General features: G+C 66.0%; 26 protein-coding genes and 1 tRNA gene. 19 read left to right on the top strand and 8 right to left on the bottom strand.

Going from position 1 to position 21,103, the window contains the following annotated elements; genetic code table 11:
- The first annotated feature begins 260 nt into the window (after positions 1-260).
- Positions 261-623, top strand: coding sequence for a hypothetical protein (locus NE2_RS35630; protein ID WP_146165295.1), 363 nt, complete (start codon positions 261-263; stop codon positions 621-623).
- 275 nt (positions 624-898) lie between these two features.
- On the opposite strand, the gene NE2_RS11000 is transcribed toward NE2_RS35630, so the two are convergent.
- Together NE2_RS11000 and NE2_RS35625 are read right to left on the bottom strand one after the other, a co-directional pair.
- Positions 899-1,567 carry a hypothetical protein gene (locus NE2_RS11000; protein ID WP_146165296.1) on the bottom strand — a complete coding sequence of 223 codons (669 nt, stop codon included), beginning with the start codon at positions 1,565-1,567 and terminating at the stop codon, positions 899-901.
- A gap of 501 nt (positions 1,568-2,068) precedes the next feature.
- A complete protein-coding gene (locus NE2_RS35625) occupies positions 2,069-2,242 on the bottom strand; it encodes a hypothetical protein (RefSeq protein ID WP_157110931.1) in 174 nt (57 codons plus the stop codon).
- A gap of 594 nt (positions 2,243-2,836) precedes the next feature.
- Between NE2_RS35625 and NE2_RS10995 the strand changes: the two genes are divergently transcribed.
- Positions 2,837-3,379, top strand: coding sequence for an HD domain-containing protein (locus NE2_RS10995; RefSeq protein ID WP_063025836.1), 543 nt, complete (start codon positions 2,837-2,839; stop codon positions 3,377-3,379).
- On the opposite strand, the gene NE2_RS10990 is transcribed toward NE2_RS10995, so the two are convergent.
- A complete protein-coding gene (locus NE2_RS10990) occupies positions 3,367-3,834 on the bottom strand; it encodes an NUDIX hydrolase (RefSeq protein WP_063025835.1) in 468 nt (155 codons plus the stop codon). The genes NE2_RS10995 and NE2_RS10990 overlap by 13 nt on opposite strands.
- On the bottom strand, positions 3,831-4,589 hold the full coding sequence (locus NE2_RS10985; protein WP_063025834.1) for a DUF5919 domain-containing protein: 759 nt from the start codon (positions 4,587-4,589) through the stop codon (positions 3,831-3,833). The genes NE2_RS10990 and NE2_RS10985 overlap by 4 nt, the downstream gene beginning before the upstream one ends.
- A 144-nt stretch (positions 4,590-4,733) precedes the next feature.
- Here NE2_RS10985 and NE2_RS10980 point away from each other — a divergent pair, with 144 nt between their 5' ends.
- From NE2_RS10980 to NE2_RS10945, 11 genes are read left to right on the top strand one after another with little or no spacing between them, the layout of a single operon-like run.
- Positions 4,734-5,186 (top strand): hypothetical protein, encoded by a 453-nt coding sequence (locus tag NE2_RS10980; protein WP_063025833.1) that lies wholly within the window; start codon positions 4,734-4,736, stop codon positions 5,184-5,186.
- Positions 5,183-5,434, top strand: a complete 252-nt coding sequence (locus tag NE2_RS10975) for a hypothetical protein (RefSeq protein ID WP_063025832.1) — start codon at positions 5,183-5,185, stop codon at positions 5,432-5,434. Before NE2_RS10980 ends, NE2_RS10975 begins: the two co-directional genes overlap by 4 nt.
- Positions 5,434-6,054, top strand: coding sequence for a DUF2637 domain-containing protein (locus NE2_RS37030; protein ID WP_233429739.1), 621 nt, complete (start codon positions 5,434-5,436; stop codon positions 6,052-6,054). Before NE2_RS10975 ends, NE2_RS37030 begins: the two co-directional genes overlap by 1 nt.
- 2 nt (positions 6,055-6,056) lie before the next feature.
- Entirely contained in the window at positions 6,057-7,385 is a 1,329-nt protein-coding gene (locus NE2_RS10965) for an FtsK/SpoIIIE domain-containing protein (RefSeq protein ID WP_063025830.1), read from the top strand.
- Entirely contained in the window at positions 7,382-7,675 is a 294-nt protein-coding gene (locus tag NE2_RS10960) for a hypothetical protein (RefSeq protein WP_063025829.1), read from the top strand. The genes NE2_RS10965 and NE2_RS10960 overlap by 4 nt, the downstream gene beginning before the upstream one ends.
- Positions 7,672-7,845 carry a hypothetical protein gene (locus tag NE2_RS35615; RefSeq protein WP_157110930.1) on the top strand — a complete coding sequence of 58 codons (174 nt, stop codon included), beginning with the start codon at positions 7,672-7,674 and terminating at the stop codon, positions 7,843-7,845. Before NE2_RS10960 ends, NE2_RS35615 begins: the two co-directional genes overlap by 4 nt.
- Entirely contained in the window at positions 7,842-7,997 is a 156-nt protein-coding gene (locus NE2_RS35610; RefSeq protein WP_157110929.1) for a hypothetical protein, read from the top strand. Before NE2_RS35615 ends, NE2_RS35610 begins: the two co-directional genes overlap by 4 nt.
- Complete coding sequence (locus tag NE2_RS10955) at positions 7,994-8,653, top strand: hypothetical protein (RefSeq protein WP_063025828.1); 660 nt, start codon at positions 7,994-7,996, stop codon at positions 8,651-8,653. The genes NE2_RS35610 and NE2_RS10955 overlap by 4 nt, the downstream gene beginning before the upstream one ends.
- Before the next feature lie 32 nt (positions 8,654-8,685).
- Positions 8,686-10,386, top strand: a complete 1,701-nt coding sequence (locus NE2_RS10950) for a replication initiator (protein ID WP_063025827.1) — start codon at positions 8,686-8,688, stop codon at positions 10,384-10,386.
- Entirely contained in the window at positions 10,383-10,601 is a 219-nt protein-coding gene (locus tag NE2_RS34525) for a helix-turn-helix transcriptional regulator (protein WP_036507909.1), read from the top strand. The genes NE2_RS10950 and NE2_RS34525 overlap by 4 nt, the downstream gene beginning before the upstream one ends.
- Positions 10,601-11,803 (top strand): tyrosine-type recombinase/integrase, encoded by a 1,203-nt coding sequence (locus NE2_RS10945; RefSeq protein WP_063025826.1) that lies wholly within the window; start codon positions 10,601-10,603, stop codon positions 11,801-11,803. Before NE2_RS34525 ends, NE2_RS10945 begins: the two co-directional genes overlap by 1 nt.
- Positions 11,804-11,843: 40 nt before the next feature.
- Here NE2_RS10945 and NE2_RS10940 read toward each other — a convergent pair.
- Positions 11,844-11,917: transfer RNA gene (locus tag NE2_RS10940), tRNA-Pro, on the bottom strand.
- 287 nt (positions 11,918-12,204) lie between these two features.
- Here NE2_RS10940 and NE2_RS10935 point away from each other — a divergent pair.
- The 6 genes from NE2_RS10935 (at position 12,205) to NE2_RS10910 (ending at position 18,465) form a co-directional block, all read left to right on the top strand.
- Positions 12,205-12,711, top strand: coding sequence for a DUF3592 domain-containing protein (locus NE2_RS10935; RefSeq protein ID WP_063025825.1), 507 nt, complete (start codon positions 12,205-12,207; stop codon positions 12,709-12,711).
- 439 nt (positions 12,712-13,150) lie between these two features.
- On the top strand, positions 13,151-13,528 hold the full coding sequence (locus NE2_RS10930; RefSeq protein WP_030515883.1) for a VOC family protein: 378 nt from the start codon (positions 13,151-13,153) through the stop codon (positions 13,526-13,528).
- Between the two features lie 131 nt (positions 13,529-13,659).
- Positions 13,660-13,959, top strand: coding sequence for an ArsR/SmtB family transcription factor (locus tag NE2_RS10925; protein WP_063016039.1), 300 nt, complete (start codon positions 13,660-13,662; stop codon positions 13,957-13,959).
- A gap of 111 nt (positions 13,960-14,070) precedes the next feature.
- Positions 14,071-15,906 carry a phosphoenolpyruvate carboxykinase (GTP) gene (locus NE2_RS10920; RefSeq protein ID WP_063025824.1) on the top strand — a complete coding sequence of 612 codons (1,836 nt, stop codon included), beginning with the start codon at positions 14,071-14,073 and terminating at the stop codon, positions 15,904-15,906.
- The gene (locus NE2_RS10915) at positions 15,903-17,522 is read left to right on the top strand and encodes a SulP family inorganic anion transporter (protein ID WP_233429737.1); all 1,620 of its coding nucleotides are present in this window, start codon (positions 15,903-15,905) and stop codon (positions 17,520-17,522) included. The genes NE2_RS10920 and NE2_RS10915 overlap by 4 nt, the downstream gene beginning before the upstream one ends.
- Positions 17,523-17,598: 76 nt before the next feature.
- Complete coding sequence (locus tag NE2_RS10910) at positions 17,599-18,465, top strand: class I SAM-dependent methyltransferase (RefSeq protein ID WP_063025823.1); 867 nt, start codon at positions 17,599-17,601, stop codon at positions 18,463-18,465.
- A gap of 3 nt (positions 18,466-18,468) precedes the next feature.
- Here the strand turns inward: NE2_RS10910 and NE2_RS10905 are convergent, their stop codons facing one another.
- The 3 genes from NE2_RS10905 to NE2_RS10895 form a co-directional block, all read right to left on the bottom strand.
- The gene (locus NE2_RS10905; RefSeq protein WP_063025822.1) at positions 18,469-18,891 is read right to left on the bottom strand and encodes a DUF7144 family membrane protein; all 423 of its coding nucleotides are present in this window, start codon (positions 18,889-18,891) and stop codon (positions 18,469-18,471) included.
- Between the two features lie 285 nt (positions 18,892-19,176).
- On the bottom strand, positions 19,177-20,547 hold the full coding sequence (locus tag NE2_RS10900; RefSeq protein WP_063025821.1) for a hypothetical protein: 1,371 nt from the start codon (positions 20,545-20,547) through the stop codon (positions 19,177-19,179).
- 177 nt (positions 20,548-20,724) lie between these two features.
- A complete protein-coding gene (locus NE2_RS10895; protein ID WP_063025820.1) occupies positions 20,725-21,096 on the bottom strand; it encodes an ArsR/SmtB family transcription factor in 372 nt (123 codons plus the stop codon).
- Positions 21,097-21,103: the final 7 nt, after the last annotated feature.

Genomic DNA, 21,103 nt, shown 5'->3' with positions numbered 1-21,103 from the left:
GGTAAAGAAGCCGCGTTGAGCCAGCAGCGTCCGCCGCGATCGCGATGTGTCAACTTCGGTTGAATGGTGGTTCCGGTTCACATTTCGTGATTGACCCAGACCGGGATACGTCAGGCTGCTTGATTGGTTGGCGAAGTGGCCGATGCCCTGATCTTGGGGTGTTGACGATCTTGTTTCCACACCTGGACGGTAACTCGGATTGCGGGAGAGGTACTTTCGCTGTGCACGGCTGGCGCAGGATATTGCTACCGGAGCATTCGGTGCAGGCGTGCCGCGAGGCGATGAAGGACCTCGAGGTGACCGGCCAGCCCAACCCGCACGGTGTGCTGTTTCCAGCTCGCAACGGCTCACTGCGCAATCCGAACAACTTCGGGCGAGTGCGGCGGGCCGCGCGCGGGGACAACTACGCCTGGGTGACACCACGGACCTTCCGCCGAGTGGTCGCCACGGTCATCGACAACGCCTACGGCGACCCCGAACGGGCCGCGCGACAGCTCGGCAACACCTACCGAGGCAGTGGCCAAGGCCCACTACATCGACGTCCCCGAGACCTCACCCGACAACCGGGCGGTCCTCGAGCAGTGGGCCCGCGGCGTAGGACCGAAAGCGTGAGATTTCTGTGAGTTCGGATCGAATCCCGAGCGTCTCCCGATCAACAAAAAATCCCCTCCGACCCTGGTCGGAGGGGATTCTCTTATGTCGGGCTGACAGGATTTGAACCTGCGACCACTTGACCCCCAGGAATCGGGATCGGCTGTTTGCGCACGTCATGCGCGAAAAGCGGGATGGCGGTGCGCGACCATATGCAGGCGTTGTGCAAGGGTGCGCATGGCGTGTGGTCCCCAGATGGTCCCCGAGTTCAGACAACCATCGCGCTCTGGGTCGAAGGCTAGGGTGCTCAGTCGCTCTTCCCGCGGCTCTCGCCCGACCGGCTATTACTCTGGCCGAAGAAGTAGCCCAGGACCAGCAAGAACGCGCTTGAAACTATCTCCGGCACGGTCGTGTGGGTGAACATTGCTACAACCAGCACTATGGCGATGCCCAGCAGTAGGAGCCCACCGATTAGTACGGCAACCGGCTCACGCTCAAGCAAAGACTTCCGCATGTTCCATATGCGTTCTCGCTGTTCCAGCTTCTGCCATCTGACTGATTCCTCAGACTCCCGAACTCGTCGGGTATCGCGCTCAAGTTGTCGGGCGCTCTCAGACACCATGTCGGCGATCATGTTCTGCGTGGCAGGGTCGTTGACCTTTTCGCGGACGGTTTCCTCGAGTTCCTTCATGCGCTGCTGCTGAGAAACCACCGCTATCCGATTCAAGATGAGCGTGCGGCGAGCTCGCATGAACGTCAACAGATTTCGGACCTGCTTCTCGCTGAAGCCGAACTTGTCGACTTCCATGGCGAGGACATTTTCCACTTCGGCAAGTCGCTCTTCGAGCTCTTCTACCGATTGAGTATCGAGGTTGTTACCGATGTCCATCTCCGTGGCCCACTTCGGTATCCCATGTTCGTCATCGGCGAGGACGTGACGGATCGCATCATGAAGCTTGGACGGATCAGATGGCATCGGCGTGAAACTTCCTTTAGAGGGGAGGGGCCAGAAGATATCGCTGTCTACCTACAGGCTGTAACGCGACGGCGTCATATGGGGGGTTCCTGCCATCCTGACTGCTAGCTCACCTTCCTCATACATGCCGCCCTCAGCGGAAGCTGAGCGTGTCAAGGATGCCGCAGGCACCGCGTAGCGGACACCGTCAGGTGGTCCTTGACTCGTTCGGCTGGAGCGAGACCATTCGGCGTGAGGAAGGTGGTACCTGCCGCCCGGCACCTCTTCCACCTCGGCGACACCTCTCTATCTATAGACATAAGGCGAATTCGGCAGCGAACCAACGTATCTGCTGGCGGAAACCCGATGCGGACGGAAGGACCGTCGTCCGCACCGGGTCACCGGTGTCCCGATGTGACCAGCATCGGGGTGATCGGCCGGAGTCGACGTCGTTGGCGACTCACTCACCGGCGGCGCTGCCGGTGGCCGAAGCGGTGGGAAGGGGCCGGAGCCCCCTCGGGGTCACTCGTAGGCGGCTGCGGGGTCGTAGCTGTCGGCGGCTGCCTGGCTGGCGAGGTCCTGCACGTGGTGCGGGTGGCAGCGGTAGATGGTGCGTCCGAATCGGGGCATCGGGTGGATCTCGGTGGCGGGGGCGTCGCAACCGCGGATTCCGCAGACGTAAGTGGTGGTGGTCATCGGGAGGTCCTTCCTCGTTGCTGTGGTCGATCTGGGCTTGTCCAGACCACCGGTGTGGGGTGCGGAAAAGGGTGGGCGAATGCCCATCAGCGAAGCTGACGCGAATGCGCCCTTTGGAGTGCCCTGCGCCGGTGGTATGCCTTCGGCAGATCGTCCATAGCAATGGGGAAGGATCGGTGAGCGCCGGAACCTGCTGGTGTGGAACCGAACTGCGTCGACCCCGGCACCGAGATCCTGGTGAGCTTCCTCGGAATCCGGCTACCGAGGGCGACCACAGCCGGTCGACTGAGCTGGTGGCCGGCCGATTCGGTCCTCGGCTGCGGGAGGCCCGGCCGGGTACGGCAGACGTCGCGCCCAGCACTGCCACATCGTTGCGTGAAGTGGCCAGATAGGAACGGGTGGCGTTCTACCACGTCGCCAGAGCGGCGCCGACGCGCCCGACGCGCCCGCTTGCCGCAGCTTGCGGAGGCGGGCGGTTGCGCGGCGCCGCGTGGCGGCGCCGCTCGGCGGCGCGAAGCGCCGCCCTTGATCCTCTATAGCCAAATTCGGCAACGACCCACGCAGTCAGTCGGTGCAGGTCGTTACCGTGGAGTCGTGACGGGGAACGATCTCGCTGGCTGGGCGGCGGAGCTGGCCCAGGAGCAGCTGCACGGGTTGCCGCGTCGGTGGCGTCATGTTGCCGGCGTCGCTCGACGGGCGGCTCTGGCGACAGGGTTCGTTGACGACGCGGCGATGCTGGTGGCCTCGGCGTGGCTCCATGACATCGGGTATGCACCGGAGTTGGTGCGGACCGGATTCCATCCCGTCGATGGTGCGACCTATCTCGCTCAGATAGGCGCCTCGGATCGTTTGTGCGCTCTGGTGGCCAACCACTCCTGTGCCTGCGTAGAAGCACGAAATCGTGGCGTGCCGCTGGAGTGGGAAGACGAGCAGACCTCGCTGCGGGATGCGTTGTGGTGGGCGGATATGACCACCACGGCGGCAGGCGACGATACAACGTTCGATGAACGCGTGGCGGACGTATACCGGCGGTACGGGCCGGATCATGTCGTCAGCCGTTCAATCCGGGAGGCGACTCCGGATCTACGGGAGGCTGTGACGCGGACAGAGGGGCGTTTGCGGTCTCATGTGAAGTAGGGACCGGAAGCGGGATCAAGCCCCTTCCTGATCCGCTCTCTGACCGACGGATGAATGTCGAGATCGGCGAGGCCGGCGGGATCGACCCACAGCACCTCTTTGGATTCAGAGCTTGAGCGGAGTTCACCGCCGATCGGTTCCGCGGCGAAGCAGATCGAAAACTCTTGCCGCACTTCGCCATCGTCGTAGGCGATGACATGTTTCGGGTTTGAGAAGACACCGACGAGCGTTGTTGCGCGGACTAGTACTCCGGTCTCCTCCTCGACTTCGCGGACCACGGCATCGGCAACGGTTTCGCCGAGCTCCATCCCGCCTCCTGGGATCGAGTACCGGTCGTTGTCGGTCCGGCGGATCAGGAGGATTCGGCCATCGTCGTCCCGAACTACGGCGCTCACAGCGACTTTGAGGCTGTTCGCGGCGGGGGCCTTCGGGTCATCGAGATAGTCGGTTCTCATGCGGCACCAACCTGGAGATTCGGCACGGTCGATGTCGCCCAGACGTGCTCGAAACTTGTCGTGTAGGTCTCGAACAGGTCCCCGCCGGCCAATTTCCGGAGATGCATAGCCGGCGCATACGCCCCGGGTTGGCCGTAGACGTGCATGTTGACGATCATCTGGTCATCGAAACGGAACACCGAGTTGTACAGCGTGGTCTCGTGATAGCGGAGGTCTACCCCGTCGATATCCGCCAAAGGCGCAATCAAGGCTAATGCGTTCTGGATTCGTGCGGATACGGTGCCCTCCGCCAAACGCTCCTCGGAGCTTCGCTTCTTGGCTTCTGCCGCTGTCGGATTTCCGAATAGGAGACGGATCGACGTCCCTTGAGCGGCCTTTTGCTTGATGGTCCGAGTGAACGACGGTTCCTCGGCAAGGAAGAGACCTGCCAGCACCAGCACCTCGATGCGCTCATTGGCGTTGGCGAGGAGTCGGCTCCACAGATCACTCGGGACTGAGTTCCGGTGCGGGTAGACGGCAACGACTTCGGACTGCGCAATCTCGGACTGTCTGTCCTGGCTGATCGCATCAGGCCACAGGTAGGTCTCGGATTCTTTGACCAGGGCGGCGACGGTGTGGCGATGACGCGGGTAGGGGACGCGCCCCTTCGTGATCCAACGCTCGACGGTCTTCTGATCCACACCCGTTGCATCGGCCACGTGGCCGGTGTTGAGCCCGTTGCGGAGCAGGGCCTCTCGCAATCTTTCGTTCGCCATGCCAACCCCTTAGGGACGAGTAGGGACGTCTTGACTGTACTCGAGACGTCTCAAGATGTCCACGTATGTGGTGCTGACGTCACTGCGAAATCCGGAAAGTAATGGGTGTCAACGGATTCCAGCACACAACGGAGGAACATCCCCATGGCACTCAAGGATCTGCGTTTCAACGTCGCGTTCAACGAAGCGTTCGAGAAGGGGCTCGTCCTGGTCGGCGAGGTCGAGCCGGACACCGAGTACAACCAGAACCGCAACGCTCCGGCTCGTCAGAAGGTCGACCCCGTGACCGGTCTGCGGCAGTGGAAGGCCACCGCGACCAACCCGGCCGAGACGAACCCGAAGAAGTCCAGCATTCAGGTGATCTTCCTGGCGGACGTGGCCCCGGTGCCCTCGACGCCCGAGGTGCTGCCCGGGATGCGCTCGATCGTGCTCGAGAACGTCACCCTTCAGCCGAAGGTCACCGGTCAGGGCGAGTTCAAGACCCTCGGCTGGACCGTGCGCGCCACGGGCATCGCGGGCGACAACTCCGGCGCCAAGGTTCCCGCGGCCGATCCGGGTGCCGCTCGTCCGGCACGCGGCGACGCGAAGGCTGCGTGACCGCCATGTCGTTCATCAGCGCACACATCAGCAAGTTCGATGGCATCGAAGCCGAATACTGCCCGGCGCGCGAAACCGCATCGGGGCCGCTCCGGGCCTCGGTGAGCGTGGAGATGAACCACGAGGCCATCGGATATGCGCGGTTGTACCTGTCGATCGAGGATGCTCGCACCCTGGCTGAGCAGCTGCCGCAGATTCTGATGATGCACGACGTGGCGGAGCGTCTGGCAGCGGAGAAGGCTGCCTGATGTTCACGCCTGAGCGGGGAATGCGTGCGGCGCGGGTGTTCGCGGTCCTGGTGATCGTGGGCGTCGGCGCCGCCGCCTTCCGCTTGTCGTTCGCCACGCTGCGGGATCTGGCCAAGCTGGCGCATATTCCGGCGTCGGATGCGTGGCTGTTCCCGCTGATCATCGACGGCACGATCGTTCAGGCCACTGCCGGCGCTTTGGTTCTGGCCAAGTCGGCGGAACGGAAGTTCTTCACCTGGGTTCTGGTGGTCGGGGCGCTGGTGTCGGTGGCGGGCAACAGCATCCACGCCGTAGCTGCTGGCAAAGAGCTTCCGGCGTGGCTGTGCGCGATCGTGGCGGCCATCGCCCCGATATCGCTGCTCGTGGACACCCACGGATTGGCGGTGCTGTTCCGTGCCGCACAAAGCGATCCGGCCCCGGCCCCGGCCCCTGCTCCGGCGATGGCTGAGGCCGAGGAGGACGCGCGGACCGCTGTGGAGGAGTCCGAGGAGCCTGCGGCCCCCGAACCGGCTCGTCCGGTGGTGCCTGCTGCGCCTGTGATTCCTGTGGCGCAATCGATTCCTGTTTCTCGACCTGTGCAGCCTCCGTTGCTGCCGGTCTCTGTCCCGATCGGGAGCTGATCATGACTGTTGTCGACATGGTGCCGTACGCGGCGTCGGCAGCGGGCGCGCTGATCTTCGCGGCACACATCCTGCCGTGGGGCCGCCGTCCCGCCACCACCACCGCTGCGGGCCTGGAACACGACCTGGCCGAAGCGCCGGAAGTTCTGCGTCCTGCGGTGCTGTCGTTCGCTTCGACCGCCCACGCCCAGCTGATGTTCGCCCTGCTCAAGCTCGGCTCACCCGAGACCGGGTTCCCGCGCGTGGAGTGGTGGGACTACTCCCGTCACGGCCTGACGGTCGACGTGCTGATGCGGGGCGGGCAAACCCTGTCCGACTGGAGCAATGACGACACCCGCTCCCGCATCGCTGACCACGTCGGTGTCGAGCAGGTCACTGTGTCTTCGCCTGCTCCGGGCTGGGTGCGGCTGGAACTGCGGGTGCACGACACCTTGGCCGATTCGGTCACCACCGACACGGTTGTTGCCGGTGTCGATCTGGAAGCGGTTCCGGTGGGTGTGCGGGAAGACGGTACGCCGTGGTTGCTGCGAATCCTGTACTCGCACATCCTTCTTGCTGGTGCTACCGGGTCGGGTAAGGGCTCGGTGCTGTGGTCGATCTTGGCCGGTCTCGGCCCGGCGATCAAAGCCGGGTTCGTGGATGTGTGGATGGCCGACCCGAAAGGCGGTGTGGAGTTCGGGCGCGGTGAAAACCGCTTGTTCGTCCGCTTCGCCGTCGACGCCTCCACCATCCTCGCCATGCTGCGCGAGGCCGTGACCGAGATGGACGAACGCCTGGCCCGCATGCGCGCTGCCGGAGTGCGCAAGCTGGTCCCGTCGCCGGATGAGCCGCTGATCGTGATCATCATCGATGAGGCGGCGTCGTTGTCGTCGTATGCCGACCGCGACGAGCAGAACGAATTCCGGCGTCTGACCGGCATGTTGCAGTCCAAGGGCCGCGCGGCCGGTGTCTCGGTGATCGCGGCCCTGCAGGACCCGTCCAAGGAGACGATGCCCAACCGGCAACTGTTCCCGGTCCGTATCGGCCTGCGCCTGGACGAACCGACACAGACCGCGATGGTGCACGGGCAGGGCGCCAGGGATCGGGGTGCGTTGTGCGACAAGATCCCCGAAACCACGCCCGGTGTCGGCTACGTCGGCGAAGACGGCACCACGGAGTTCGTGCGGGTGCGTGCGTTCTGGATCTCCGACGAGCAAGCCGACGCGATCGTGGACATGTATTCCCCCGCAACCGATTTCGCGCCGACCGCCGACTACAACGACTTCGACCCCGACGACCTGGGCGACGACGACATCCCTGGCGACGGCTACACAGGTCCGGTGGCGGCATGAAACGCGGACTCGTCACCGAAAACCACGTGGTCATCTACTGCGATTCCTGCGGCGACCTCTACACCGACGCTGCCGGGGATGCAGTCTGCTTCACCTCCACCCACCAGGCCGCCTACTACCTCGCCGGTGGCCGAAATGGCTGGCTCTACGACGGTGACCGGATCACCTGCGACGGCTGCGCGATCACCGCCGAGTGCGACCTGCGTGGCCATCGCTTCCCCTCTGCGAACGATCTTCGCCGCTGCGACCGCTGCGGTGCACCCGATGACGAACAGGAGAACCTGAAATGAGCAAGCGGACAAGCGAATACGCCGACGTGATCGACCTGCACGCGCGTCGCCGCTGCCAGCTCGAAGCACGCGGACTCGACCCGATCGGCATCGCGGTGAACATCCTCGCCGAAACCGGAGAGGTGTTCGGCCACGGCTATGACCCCGACGGCGGGGACTGGGCCGCATGAACACGAAACCCGAAGCGGTACAGGTGAACCCGATCGTCCAGGCGGCAGCGGATCAGGTTCGCAACTCCAAGCGCCGCAATGCCAAAGACCTCCTGGGCGGAGAGCGCCGCGCCCAATCGGGGTTGTTCGAGGAATCCGAGGTGAAGCGGTGAGCACCACAACCACCACGACAACGACCCACCGCGACCCGGTGGACGAGATCCTGACCGCGATCATGCATCTGCTCGGCTGGGGGATCGTGGCGGTGTTCACCGCGGCCTGGTGGGCGCTGCTGTTCCCGATGGTCTCCCTGCCGATCGCAGCCACCGCCGGCCTTTTCTGGCTCTACGGCTGGGCACCCGCCCTCGGCCTCGGCATCGCCTCGACTGCTGCTCTGGGACTGTGGCGGGTCCGGTATCCGGAATCGTTCTCCCGCTGGATCACTCACCGCGCCCGATCACGGTTCCTGGCCTGGTTCCGATACCGGCGCCAGTGGGGCAAGCGCCTCAACGACTGCAACCTGACACGCCGCGAACAGCAGGCCGTGAAGGTGCCCCGGCTCCTGGACATCCAGATCGGGGATTCGACCGACCGGGTGCAGGTGCGGATGCTGTCGGGCCAATGCCCTGAGGACTGGACCAACCGCACCGCCCACCTGGCACACGCATTCGGCGCACAGGAATGCCGCGCCAGCATCGTCGGCCCGGCTCGGGTGGAACTGGTGTTCCGGCACGCTGATTCGCTCGCTGAGCCGATTCCGGTGCATTTCCCGCACATCCCCGGCGGACTGGGAGGACCGCCCCGCCAGGAAGACAACAAAGCCGCGTGACAACCACCACCGACAGCGAGGGAGGCCCGACCATGACAGACCAACAGCCTGACACCGGAACGGCCTCCCCCGCGCCGGTCCGGGAAACCGCGGCCGATCGGCGTGCCATGCCGAGCATGTACGACATCGCTCAGGCGGCGGCTGACAAACACGGGGAGTGCCGCCGACCGATCCCGATGTACTCGTTCGACCCCGACACCGGCGAATCGAAATACGTTGGCGCACCCTGCAAATCGACACTCGAAAGCGTGTGCCCCTCGTGCGCGGCTCGGGCTCGCGCTCTGCGGATGCAGCAGGCTCACGAAGGCTGGCATATCGAAACCGAACCGGTGGACGACAAACGCGACCCCACCGAGCAACAACGTGCACTGGTCGAGGCTCGCGCGAGCTTGATGGACCTGTACCAGGATGCGAAGGCTCGCGATGATCACGACGAGATGGCCGGCATCCGGGAAGTGGTGGCGGATCTGGATGCGGAGTTGCGGGAGACCGGTGTGCGCGGGCGTCTTCCGGCGCTGGATCCTGCGCCGAAATCGGAGCGCAAACGGTCGACCCGCCGCCGCCAGGACGTCCCGGACCTGCCTCGCAAGAAGGTGGATAAGTCCACGATCGGACGTCAGTACGCGGGCAAGTACCGGCCCTCGATCTTTCTCACCCTCACCTGCGACAGCTACGGGCGCATGAACGGTGACGGTGCGGTCAACAGCAAGGGCGAACCCTGCGGTGACGGCTCTCCCGTCGACCCGGACACCTATGACTACCGCCGTGCTGCCCGTGACATCGTGTTCTGGCCCGCGCTGTTCGATCGGTTCGTTCAGAACTACCGGCGTGCGACCGGTCGCGATATCCAGTACTTCGCCACCGTGGAACCCCAGCGCCGTGGTGCCCCGCACATTCACATGGCGATCCGCGGAACCGACCCTCGGGAGCTTATTCGGCAAATCGTGGCCGCGACCTACCACCAGGTGTGGTGGCCGCACTTCGACCCGGAAAACGAGCAGTACACCGATGGGCACATGCCGGTCTGGGACTACTCCGCCGGCCGATTCGTCGACCCCGACACCGCCGAACCGCTGCCGCTATGGGACGAGGCAATGGACATGCTCGACTTGGTGGACGACCTCGAACCCGCCCACGTGGTGAAGTTCGGCCGCCAGGTCGACGTCCAAGGTGTGCTCGGAGGCACCGAGGAAGCCTCCCGCCACGTCGGCTACCTGACCAAATACCTGACCAAGTCCATCGCTGAGGTCATCGAACCCCAGACCGACCGGGCGGCACAGCATTACGAGCGGCTCCACGCCGAACTCCAGAAAGTGCCGTGCTCGCCCAACTGCCCGATCTGGCTGCGCTACGGCATCGCTCCCAAGGGCGCCAGCGACAAGACCCAGCCCGGCCGCTGCAAGGGCAAAGCCCACCGCCGCGAAACCCTCGGCCTGCGCGGACGCCGCGTGCTGGTCTCGCGTCGCTGGACCGGCAAGACCCTCCCGGACCACAAGGCCGACCGCGCCGAGTTCGTTCGGCAAATCCTCGCCCAGGTCGGCATCCAACGCCCGGACCCGTCCCGGCTGATCGTGAAACCGGTCGAACCGGGAGACAAGAACGTGCCACCGCGAGAGCACCTGATCATGGCCTCGATCGCTCAGCGGATCAAATGGCGCGCCCAATACGAAAACGCACGCCTGGCAGCCAGTCCACCAGGCGAACAAGGTTCGGCAACGAAGAACGCGGCGTGACAACGGAGGTCGAAGTGATCGAGAATCGTTGGTACACAACGGAAGAGGTTGCGGCAATGCTCAAGATCGACCCATCGAGCTTGCGGCGGTGGCGTGCGGCTCGTCCTCCGCAGGGGCCGCCCTTCGTTCAGGTCTCGGACCGTGTGATCCGGTATCACTCGGATGACGTGGCCGAGTACCTGCGGCGCAAACGTGTTGATCCGATGGCGGCGTGATGGCCGGCAAACAGGTTGTGCCGCTCGGTGTCCCCGTTCGGGGTGACATCGAAAAGCGGGATCGGGCCAAGCCGTTTCGGGCCCGCGTTCGTTGGACCGACCCAGCGACCGGAGCACGGCCGTCCAAGTCCGAGTCGTTCGACACTGAGGATGAGGCGCAAGAATGGCTCGACAAGATCAAACGCGCCGCGTCCCGAGGTGTCGATCCGAAGACCGCGACGGCCAAGCTGGCGGACTACGGCGAAGCGAACATGGACTTTGCGATGCGTGGTGTCGAGCCGAAGACGCTCGATCCGTATCTCGCGGGCTGGCGTAAACGTGTCGTTCCGAGCGTCGGTCATCTGCCCGTCACGATGATCACGGCGGGTATTGCGGACCGTGCCGTGTCTGCCTGGATCGCGGATGGGTGCGGGAAATCGACGGTCAAGAACTCGTTGGCCGCGTTCGTGCGGGTCATGGAACAGGCCGTGCGTGACGAGTTGATCGACAAGAATCCCGTGGCGGTCGTCGGCTGGCAGAAGCAATTCGCGCGCTACGAAGACGAGCTGGAAGACCCGCGAGCACTGGCGTTGCCTGATTGGCGTGCCCTCACGACGTTGGCGGATGCGCTGGTCGCGGCATCGGCGGACAAGTATCGGGGCTGGGGTGATGTCGTGACGTTCATGGCGTGCACAGCTACCCGGATCGGTGAGGCGTCCGGCTGCCGGGTCGGTGATATCGATGCGGATCGGTGGGTGTGGACCTTGCGCCGGCAGACCACCCCGGGCCCTGGCGGGATGGCTGATAAAGGCACGAAGGGCAAGCGGGCTCGACGTATTCCGATCATCGAGGAGTTACGCCCGATCGTCGCCAGGCGACTGGAAGGCCGCCGGGATCAACCTGACGCGCGGCTGTTCGTGGGGCCCCGCGGCGGACGAATCAGCACTGGCGTTCTTCGCCGGGCAACGCATTGGGACGCAGTAGTCACGAAGCTGGGATACGACCACCTTCGGCGTCACGATCTCCGGCATACGGGGCTGACCTGGATGGCGGACGCCGGGGTGCCGCTGCATCGGCTCCAACGGATAGCCGGCCACACTGACCCGCGCATCACGCAGCGGTATCTGCATCCGGATATGGCGGCGCTGACCGAGGACGGAAACATGCTGTCACGGCACCTACGGTCCCCAAATGGTCCCCAGCTTCATGTCGTCAGCGAATGACAAAACCCCTCCCGACCAGGTCAGGAGGGGTTTTCGTCTGTCGGGCTGACAGGATTTGAACCTGCGACCACTTGACCCCCAGTCAAGTGCGCTACCAAGCTGCGCCACAGCCCGTTGCTCCCGCTTGCGGGTGCTCGAAGAGATTACCTCACTACCCCCTTGTTGGAGCAAATCGGCTGCTTGTGGGCAATCCCGCCCGGGGGCGCAGGCGGAGCGCGGTCCCTGATGCGGCTCGTCTGGCCGGCGCCAGCCGAGGCGGACGGCGGCCACAAGTCGGCGGCGGCAGGGTCAATTTTCGCCGATGCGCCGGCACGATGACGAGCCGAATCGATGTGCCGCTCTTCCGAAGTCGCCGTGTGGCAGTCTGGAAGCTCGTTCCACAAGCGTCGCGAGGGTCTGCGATGGGCTACTGGTTCGTCGCCATGGTCTTTCTCTGGGGCGGGGTGGGTGGTCTGCCTCTGAGCGCCAAGGCGGCTAGGTTCGGTCTCCGCTTCGCTCGGGACGGGGTCGTGGTAGCGGGGCGGATCGTCGACCTCGAGCGCAGTCACCGGACGGTTCCCGACAGCGATGGCACCGAAACGATCGTGGAGTATTCGTCTCCGGTGGTCGCCTTCCGCACCGCCGACGGCCGGGAAATGCGGGAGTCGGCGATCGTCGCGCGAGCGCGCACGATAGCCGGCCGCTACGAGGACCGGTTCGTCGCCGTCTCGCAGCGTGGCCAGTGGCAGGGCCGGACGTGGACGCCGGGTGAGGTCGTCCGGGTCAGGTATCTCCCGGACACACCGGAGCGGTTCCGTATCGAGGGCAAGCCCGGCACTCATCTCCTCTGGTTTCTGCCGCTGTCGCTGGCCCTCCTGAGCACAGCCATCGGGTGCACCCTTCTGTCCATCGAATTCTTTTGTTCCTGAACACATTCGGCGCGCCACCACTACCGAGGCTCCGGTGTCCAGCCCTGCCAGCGCGGCAGCCACCAGCAGCCGCGTTCCAATGCCGAAGCGACGCGCTCGGCCTCCAGCCACACCATGTCCGCCTCCGCAGGCGTGAGGCGACCTCCACGGAAACGAATAGACGGAAGTCGGACATTCGATCACCCGTCACCGAGCGTCCGCGCCGGCGGCAGCCAGAACCGCAGAGGAACAACCACTTTCGCGCCTGGCCGGAAAAGTTTGCATGACAGATCGTTTCGCCCCATGCTCCGCTACCGGTATTCACCGACCGCCACCGCGGTTCTCCCCGCGGAGGCCCGAGGTGGATTTGAGAGGTTTCGCCTCGCCCACCCCCTCACCGCCGCGCTCCCACCCGAGCGTGGCTAGCCGATCCGGCGCCGCGATGGTGACACTGGACGGTATGCGTCTGAACCAGGTCACCGTCGGCAGCACGGACCTCGATCGAGCCGAGCACTTCTATCTGCTGCTCGGTCTGCGCCTGATCGTCAAGACCGAGCACTATCTGCGATTCGAATGCCCCGCGGGTGAGAGCACCTTCTCGGTCGACCGCGTCGACGCCGTACCGGGCGGTGAGGAAGTCACCGTCTATTTCGAGACCGACGACCTCGACGGCGAGTATCGGCGCCTGTCCGATGCCGGCATCGCATTCGAGCAGTCCCCCGCCGATATGCCTTGGCTGTGGCGCGAAGCCCGGTTACGTGATCCCGACGGCCACCGGCTGTGCCTGTTCCACGCCGCCGGCAACAGGCGCAATCCGCCGTGGCGGCTGGCCGACTGATCGGGGGTGGCGAACAGCTCGGCACTTTTCCTGTTTGCTAAACTCTGCAATCAAGAGCGACGGGGCAGGCCGTGGGGCCGCGTACCAAAAGGAGTGATCGCGTGCCCGGACTGAGCAGACCCCTCTATCAGATGAAAGCGGAGTTCTTCAAAACGCTGGGGCATCCGATCCGGATTCGCGTGCTCGAACTGCTCAGCGAGCGCGAACAGGCGGTCTCCGAGATGCTGGCCGAGATCGGCATCGAGCCGGCGAATCTGTCCCAGCAGCTCGCGATTCTGCGTCGAGCCGGGCTGGTCGTGGCCCGGCGGGAGGGACTGTCGGTGACCTACGAGCTCACCTCCCCGCAGGTCGCCGAATTGCTGGCGGTGGCGCGGGCGATCTTGACCGGCGTGGTCGCGGGCCAAGCGGAGGCGCTGGAAGAGCTCGCCTGACGATCCGGGCATAGGGCGCCGGAACCAGCGGAGCGAGGGGCCCGAATGCAACCGCTGTTTGCAGGTTTTCTAAACTAACTACATTGCAGCTTTATCAAGGAGGCAGGTCTCGTGTCCGACAGTTCACGTGTCATCGCACAGCTCGACGAGGTTCCGGTGGCCCACGAGAGCGTTCTGGCGTGGATCGCCGAGGTCGCCGAGCTGACGGCCCCCGAGCACATCGTCCTGTGCGACGGCTCCCGGGCGGAGTGGGATCGGCTGACCGCACGATTGGTCGACAAGGGAACGTTCGTTCCACTGACCGGTAAGCCGAACTCGTTCTGGTGTGTCTCCGATCCCGACGACGTGGCGCGGGTGGAGGATCGCACGTTCATCTGCTCCGAGCGCGAGACCGACGCCGGTCCGACCAACAACTGGGTCGACCCGGTGGATATGCGCACGGTGATGACCGAGCACTATCGCGGCGCGATGGCCGGCCGGACGATGTATGTCATCGCGTTCTGCATGGGGCCGCTGGATGCGCAGGACCCGAAATTCGGTGTGCAGATCACCGATTCGGAATATGTCGCGGTGTCGATGCAGATCATGACGCGGTCCGGCGACGCCGTCTGGGAAAAGCTCACGACCGGAACGGAATTCGTCAAATGCCTGCATTCGGTCGGCGCACCGCTGGGCGTCGGTGAGCCGGATGCGGCGTGGCCGTGCGATACCACCAAATACATCTCGCACTTTCCCGAGCGTCGCGAGATCTGGAGCTACGGATCCGGCTACGGCGGCAACGCGCTGCTGGGCAAGAAGTGTTTCGCACTGCGCATCGCCTCGGTACTCGGCCGGGACGAAGGGTGGCTGGCCGAGCACATGCTGATCCTGAAACTCACCTCTCCGCAAGGGAAGACGCACTACGTCGCCGCGGCGTTCCCGTCGTCGTGCGGCAAGACGAACCTGGCCATGCTCGAACCCGCGCTCGACGGCTGGACCGCCGAGACGGTCGGTGACGATATCGCGTGGCTGCGCTTCGGCGCCGACGGCCGGCTCTACGCGGTCAATCCGGAGGCCGGATTCTTCGGTGTCGCCCCCGGCACCGGCGCCACGACCAATCCCAACGCGATCGCCACCATCGCGAAGGGCAATTCGATCTTCACCAACACCGCCCGCACCGCCGACGGGGACGTGTGGTGGGAGGGATTGACCGCCGAACCGCCCGCCCATCTCGTCGACTGGCACGGCGAGAACTGGACGCCGGCCTCGGGAACGCCTGCAGCGCATCCGAATTCGCGGTACTGCACACCGATTCGACAGTGTCCCTCGGTCGCTCCCGAATGGGACGATCCGGCCGGCGTGCCGATTTCGGCGATCTTCTTCGGCGGCCGTCGCGCCACCACCGTCCCGCTGGTCGCCGAGTCCTTCGACTGGGCCCATGGGGTGTTCACCGCCTCGGTGCTGTCGTCGGAAACCACCGCCGCCGCGGCCGGGACGGTCGGCGTCGTACGGCGCGATCCGATGGCGATGCTGCCGTTCCTCGGCTATCACGTCGGTGACTACTTCGCCCACTGGCTCCGGCTCGGCGCCGCCGCCGACCCGGCGAAACTGCCGAAGATCTTCCAGGTCAACTGGTTTCGACGAGGTCCGGAAGGCGAATTCCTGTGGCCCGGCTTCGGCGACAACGTGCGCGTGCTGCAGTGGGCTCTGGAGCGTCTCGACGGCACCGCCGAGGCGGTCGAGACGCCGATCGGCTACGTGCCGGCGATCGAGGCCCTCGATCTCACCGGCCTCGACGACCGGCAGCGCGCCCGGACGGCAGCGTCGCTCGCGGTCGACATCGACGAGTGGGTGGCCGAAGTGGCCGACATCGACCACTGGTTCGCCACCATCGGCGGCAATCGCCTGCCCGACGCGTTGCGGGAACAGCTCGCCGCGCTGAAACTGCGTCTGGCAGCCCGGTTGTGAACATCGCAGCACTGCTCCCCCGCTGGTCGGATTGGCGTCCGGCCCTCCGCACCCCCGGCCCGGATCTGCTGTCAGGCCTGATCGTCGCCCTGGTGGCGTTGCCGCTGGCACTGGGATTCGGCATCAGCTCCGGACTCGGCGCCGCGGCCGGACTGACCACCGCGGTCGTCGCGGGCATCGTGGCCGCGATATTCGGCGGCTCCCGTTTCCAGGTGTCGGGACCGACCGGCGCGATGACCGTCGTGCTGGTTCCGATCGTCCACCAGCACGGCGGGGGCGGGGTGCTGGCTGTGGGCCTGATGGCCGGCATCGTGCTGGTGGCGCTCGCGGTCGCCGGGGCCGGGCGTGCGGTGCGATACATGCCGGCCCCGGTGATCGAGGGCTTCACCGCCGGCATCGCCGTGGTGATCGCCTTGCAGCAGTTCCCCAACGCTCTCGGCATCGCGCACGCGCACGGGGACAAGGTTTGGCAGTCGGCCTATGACGCTGTGCGCCAATATATTTCGCAACCCCATCTCGCGCCGGTCGTGATCGCCGTCGCGGTGGCCGCGGTGATGCTCGTCGGCGGGCGGTTCCTGCCGAAGCTGCCCTTCGCGCTGCTGGCCGTGGCCGGCGCGACCGTCGTGGTCGCGGTCTTCGACATCCCCACCGCGGCCATCGGCGCCCTCCCGTCGGGCCTCAGTGCTCCCACCCTGAACTTCCTCGACTGGGGCAGCCTCGGATCACTGGTGGCGCCGGCGCTAGCGGTCGCCGCGCTGGGTGCACTCGAATCGCTGCTGTCGGCAACCGCCGCGGACGCCATGGCCGTCGGCACCCGCCACGATCCCGACCGCGAACTGTTCGGACAGGGTTTGGCCAATATCGCCGCACCGCTGTTCGGCGGGGTGCCGGCGACCGGTGCGATCGCCCGCACCGCCGTCAATGTCCGCTCCGGCGCGCGCACCCGGCTGGCCGCGCTGGCCCACGCGGTGGTGCTGGCCGCGATCATCTATCTGGCCGCACCGCTCGTTGCCGATATCCCGGTCGCGGCGCTGGCCGGGGTGCTGCTGGCCACGACGGTCCGCATGGTGGAAACCGCGTCGCTGACCGCCATCGCGCGTGCCTCACGCGGCGACGCACTCATCATGGCCGCGACGTTCCTGGTCACGGTCGCCATGGACCTGGTGACCGCGGTCGGTGTCGGCGTCGCGATCGCGATCGTCCTGGCGCTGCGTTCGGTGGCGAAAGAAGCTCGGCTGCAACAGGTTCCGCTCGACGAGAGCGACCACCTCAGCGAGGAACACCGCCTGTTGCACGACCGTATCGTCGCCTACCGCATCGACGGGCCGCTGTTCTTCGCCGCCGCGCACCGCTTCCTGCTGGAGCTGACCGAGGTCGCCGACGTCCATGTGGTGGTGCTTCGCATGGCGCATGTCACCGCCCTCGACACGACCGGCGCACTGGTCCTCAAGGACGCCATCGCGAAACTGCAGCACCGCAACATCACGGTCCTGATGTCGGGCCTGCGCGACGAGCATCGCCGTCGGCTCGCGGCGCTCGGCGCCCTGCCCGCGGGCGGCGAGACGCAGATCTTCGAGCAGACGCCCGAGGCCCTCGCGTACGCGCGCGCCATCTGATCGCCGCGCGGCGAAACCGCCCGGCGCCGCGGCGATCTCGCCCGGCAGCCGCAGAGCGCGCGTAGCATCACCTGCCGTGAGTGGTGATCCGGGGCCGGGCGCACCGGCCGAAGGCGGGGACACGTCCTTCACCGGATCGATCCCGCAGATCTACGACACGCTGCTGGTTCCGATGATCTTCGCCGAACCCGCCCGGTTGCTCGCGCAGGCGGTGGCCGCGACGGACGCGGTCGACATCCTCGAAACCGCGGCCGGGACCGGGGTGCTGACCAGAGCGCTCGCCCAGCTCGACGGTCGCGACATCGTGGCGACCGACCTGAACGAACCCATGTTGACGACCGCGGCGAACCGCACGGCATCGGATCGAGTGCGGTGGCAGGTCGCCGACGCCCGGCACCTGCCGTTCGCCGAATGCTCGTTCGACCTGGTGGCATGCCAGTTCGGCGCGATGTTCCTGCCGGACAAGGTCGGCGGCTACGCCGAGACCCTGCGAGTGTTGCGCCCCGGCGGCGTGTTCATCTTCAACGTCTGGGACCGGCTCGAGACCAATGTCGTGACCCTGGTCGTCACCGAGGCGCTGTGCGCGGCGGCACCGGACGAGCCGCTCGAGTTCTTTCGCCGCACGCCCCACGGATATTTCGACATCGATCGGATTCGCGGCGAACTCGCGGCGGCCGGCTTCGAACAGATCACCGGTGAATACATCGACGGGTCGAGCCGGACGACCGCCGAGACCGCGGCGGTCGCCCTCTGCCAGGGCACCCCGCTGCGCGGCGAGATCGAACGACACTCCTCGCTCGATCTCGAATCCGCGACCGCGATCGCAGCCGAGGCGCTGCGCGAGCGATACGGAGTGGGGGAATTCGACGCGCCGATGCGGTGGCTGCAGGTGAGCGCCCGGCGACCGGACCGAGTCCCCGAGACGCGGTCCGGCCGGCGTTAGAAGTCAGATTCTGCGCGGATCCCAGGTGGCGATCGCCCAGATCACCACGATGTCGAGGGCGATGACCAGGATCGACCACCACGGATAGTGCGGCAGCCACAGGAAATTGGCGATGATCGACAAACCCAGTAGCGCGATCGCCAACATCTGGCCCCAGGTCGAACGGGTGAACAACCCGGCGGCGGCCGCCACCATGAGGATGCCCAGGATCAGGTGGATCCATCCCCATCCGCTGATGTCGAACTTGTAGATGTATTGCGGTCCGGAAACGTAGACGTCGTCCTTCACGATGGCCGAAATGCCCTGCAGGATGGACACGATTCCGGTGACGGCCAGTAGGGCCGCCGCGGCCAGCGATGTGCCCGCCGCTACCGCATTGCGGGTGTCGGATCGCCCGTTCGGTGTTCCATGTTCCGTAGCCGTCACGACGGCTCACCCCTTTTCGTGAACCGCGCCGGCGGATCCGCCGGCGCGTACCGACATACGTCGGTTCCGGTGGGTTGTGACATACGGCCCTGCGCTGCCTCCTGACCAGCCGCCGCGGCGGATGATGGTCCCGGTTCGCTCATCGACCTGGTACATCGCTCGATGGACGAATTCGGCGAGCCAACCGGGCATCTAACGATTCGTCGCGGAAAACCTCGCGGATAATCACGAACCGATGGACCGTGCGATCGACCCCGAAACGTAACCGAAACGCCGTATTCCGCGTCACCCGGTCGCCGTGGGCTCGGTCTCCGCGGTGGTTTCGGGCGCCGCCGCGGGCCGCGCGAGAATTTCGACGATCAGCAGCAGCGCTCCCGCGACCAGCACGATCCCCACCACGACCAAACCGGTCGCGTAGGGCCACAGCACCAGCACGAGCACCGCGCCGCCGAGCACGGCGAGGCGCAGCGGTGTGCGGTAATGCGCGACGAACGACTCGACCACATTGGGCGGGCGCCCACGCCGGCCGCGGACGGCGACCATGAGCCGCCCGAAGCCGGAACGCACGGACTGCGCCGAATGGGACGACCCCGCCAGATATCCCACCGCGGCCACGACCAGGCCGACGACCGCGACCGCGCGCAGCGACACCCGCATCGGGTGGATCACGGTATCGAACAGCGCGGAGGCGGCCGGTGGCGACAACGTATCGGGCGGAACGGAATCGAGGTAGATGCTGCGAGCGATCACCACCCCGACGGCCAGCAGCACCATCGCGACCGCACCGGCGACGCCGACCAGTGCGAGGGTCCGCAGCCGCCGCCCGCGGGGAGCCAGCCACACCGCACCCGCCGCGGTGGCCAGCGCCACCCACGGCAGGATGTTCGCCGCGCGGTCGAGCGTGCGCAGCCATTTCTGGTACTTGGGCAGCTCGGTGGCATGGAAGATGACGAATTGCGTGTCGACATCGGGAATCTTGTCGGCGAAGCTGATTCCGCGTGCGTCGAGCCGTTCGCGCACGGTCGCGAGGATCGGCTTCAGCGAAATGCTCACGGTGCCGTTGTCGCTGACCTCGATTCCGGGTCTGGTCTCACCCTTGACCACGTGGACCAGTGCGTCGTGCGCGCGGCGGTTGGCGGTGTCCCACGCCTCGCGGAATTGATCGCTGGTCACCACGGCCGTCGCGGCCTGGTGGATGTAGTTCTCGGCCTGATCGGCCACCAGCGCGGGCAGACTGTTCAACGCCGCGACAGCACGGGGGCGATCCGACAATTGCCCGACATTCTGCGTGAGCGCGTTGACCGCATCCGCCGTGTACGCCTTGATGTCGACGCGACCGACGATCGCATCGGTGACCTTGTCGGCCAGTTCCTTCTGGATCGCCGGATCGGTGGCCAGCGGTGCGACGGTCGTGACGTAGCGGTCGGTATCGAAGATCTGACTGCGCACGAACCGCGTCGTCACCGATCCCATGATCAGTAGCGCGGTCAGGACCAGCAGCAGCACGACGCCGGTCCAGCGCCAGGCATGCCGATGAGAAGGGCGCGGTGGATGCGCTGCGACATACGCGCGCAACCGCTCGAGTTCGGCGCGATCATCGGTGGACAGTTCCGCATCCGACGCCGGCGGGCGAGCATCTCGATCTTCGGCGGACATGATGACTCACACCCTTCCGGGCCGATCGACACGGCCCAGAAGTGATTCGGCGCCGATGCCCTCGGGGGACAACGCATTCGCCGCCGACCCCGGATCGATCCCACACCGTGACCCGACGGTGCCGCCCGGCACGGATCAGGCGGGTCGCTCGCGAAAGCACCGCCCGCGAACCGTGCCTTATTCGTGGGGCAGCTCGCCGGTGACGATGTGGTCGGCGAGATTGAGTCCTTCCCGGACGAGGCGGGCGAGGTGGCCGTCGCGGATGCGGTACACGATGCGGCGGCCTTCGCGGCGAGTCTCGACCATGCCGGTGAAGCGGAGTTTCGCCAGGTGCTGGCTGACCGCGGTGCGAGAGCCGCCGCAGGCCTCGGTGAGGGCGGTGACGTCGGCCTCGCCGTCGGCGAGAACCCAGAGGATGTGCAGCCGGGTCGGGTCGGCGAGCATCCGGAACACCGAGGTGGCGGCCTCGAGGCGGGCCGGGTCGGGTTCGACGATGTGCACCAGGCTGGGCGGCAGGGCGCCGACTGCGGGGGTTTCCTCACCGGTCATGGGCTGG

Source organism: Nocardia elegans NBRC 108235, from assembly GCF_001612845.1.
In the GTDB taxonomy this organism is placed as follows: Bacteria; Actinomycetota; Actinomycetes; order Mycobacteriales; family Mycobacteriaceae; genus Nocardia; species Nocardia nova.
The sequence above is the reverse complement of the archived record's forward strand: the minus strand, read 5'-3'. Positions and strand labels throughout refer to the sequence as shown.

Coding starts and splice junctions, on each gene's coding strand:
- NE2_RS11000 (WP_146165296.1), bottom strand. CDS start 1,567: ATGCCATCTGATCCGTCCAAGCTTCATGATGCGATCCGTCACGTCCTC.
- NE2_RS35610 (WP_157110929.1), top strand. CDS start 7,842: ATGAACACGAAACCCGAAGCGGTACAGGTGAACCCGATCGTCCAGGCG.
- NE2_RS10960 (WP_063025829.1), top strand. CDS start 7,382: ATGAAACGCGGACTCGTCACCGAAAACCACGTGGTCATCTACTGCGAT.
- NE2_RS37030 (WP_233429739.1), top strand. CDS start 5,434: ATGTTCACGCCTGAGCGGGGAATGCGTGCGGCGCGGGTGTTCGCGGTC.
- NE2_RS10930 (WP_030515883.1), top strand. CDS start 13,151: ATGCGTCTGAACCAGGTCACCGTCGGCAGCACGGACCTCGATCGAGCC.
- NE2_RS10965 (WP_063025830.1), top strand. CDS start 6,057: ATGACTGTTGTCGACATGGTGCCGTACGCGGCGTCGGCAGCGGGCGCG.
- NE2_RS10990 (WP_063025835.1), bottom strand. CDS start 3,834: ATGAGAACCGACTATCTCGATGACCCGAAGGCCCCCGCCGCGAACAGC.
- NE2_RS10925 (WP_063016039.1), top strand. CDS start 13,660: ATGAAAGCGGAGTTCTTCAAAACGCTGGGGCATCCGATCCGGATTCGC.
- NE2_RS10985 (WP_063025834.1), bottom strand. CDS start 4,589: ATGGCGAACGAAAGATTGCGAGAGGCCCTGCTCCGCAACGGGCTCAAC.
- NE2_RS35615 (WP_157110930.1), top strand. CDS start 7,672: ATGAGCAAGCGGACAAGCGAATACGCCGACGTGATCGACCTGCACGCG.
- NE2_RS10950 (WP_063025827.1), top strand. CDS start 8,686: ATGACAGACCAACAGCCTGACACCGGAACGGCCTCCCCCGCGCCGGTC.
- NE2_RS10900 (WP_063025821.1), bottom strand. CDS start 20,547: ATGTCCGCCGAAGATCGAGATGCTCGCCCGCCGGCGTCGGATGCGGAA.
- NE2_RS10895 (WP_063025820.1), bottom strand. CDS start 21,096: ATGACCGGTGAGGAAACCCCCGCAGTCGGCGCCCTGCCGCCCAGCCTG.
- NE2_RS35625 (WP_157110931.1), bottom strand. CDS start 2,242: ATGACCACCACCACTTACGTCTGCGGAATCCGCGGTTGCGACGCCCCC.
- NE2_RS10935 (WP_063025825.1), top strand. CDS start 12,205: ATGGGCTACTGGTTCGTCGCCATGGTCTTTCTCTGGGGCGGGGTGGGT.
- NE2_RS10945 (WP_063025826.1), top strand. CDS start 10,601: ATGGCCGGCAAACAGGTTGTGCCGCTCGGTGTCCCCGTTCGGGGTGAC.
- NE2_RS10980 (WP_063025833.1), top strand. CDS start 4,734: ATGGCACTCAAGGATCTGCGTTTCAACGTCGCGTTCAACGAAGCGTTC.